Source organism: Chromobacterium alkanivorans, from assembly GCF_016937655.1.
Taxonomy (GTDB): domain Bacteria; phylum Pseudomonadota; class Gammaproteobacteria; order Burkholderiales; family Chromobacteriaceae; genus Chromobacterium; species Chromobacterium alkanivorans.
Genome location: NZ_JAFHKL010000058.1, coordinates 1 through 306, shown reverse-complemented (window position 1 = coordinate 306; position 306 = coordinate 1). Strand labels below are relative to the sequence as shown.

The 306-nt window shown below is 70.3% G+C and carries 1 protein-coding gene; it reads left to right on the top strand.

The window, feature by feature from the left end:
- Window positions 1–306, top strand: a 306-nt coding sequence (locus JW897_RS24195) for an AMP-binding protein (protein ID WP_205467944.1), incomplete at both ends; no start/stop codon positions are given.

Sequence of the window (306 nt, the reverse complement as noted above, 5' to 3'; positions counted from 1 at the left end):
GCCGCCCAGGCGCAAAGCCCCGCTTCCCTCGCCATCACGCCGCCCCACCCCGATCTGTGCAGCTGGTTCGAACACGCCGCCCAGGCCTTTCCCGAACGCGTCGCGGTACAAGGCGAAACCACGGCCCTGCGCTACCGTGAGCTGGACGCCCGCGCCAATCAGCTGGCCCGGCAATTGCTGCAGCTCGGCATCGGCCCCGAGCAGCGCGTCGGACTCTGCTGCCAGCGCCAACCTGATCTGCTGGTCGCCATCCTCGCCATCCTCAAGGCTGGCGCCGCCTATGTGCCGCTGGACCCCGGCTACCCG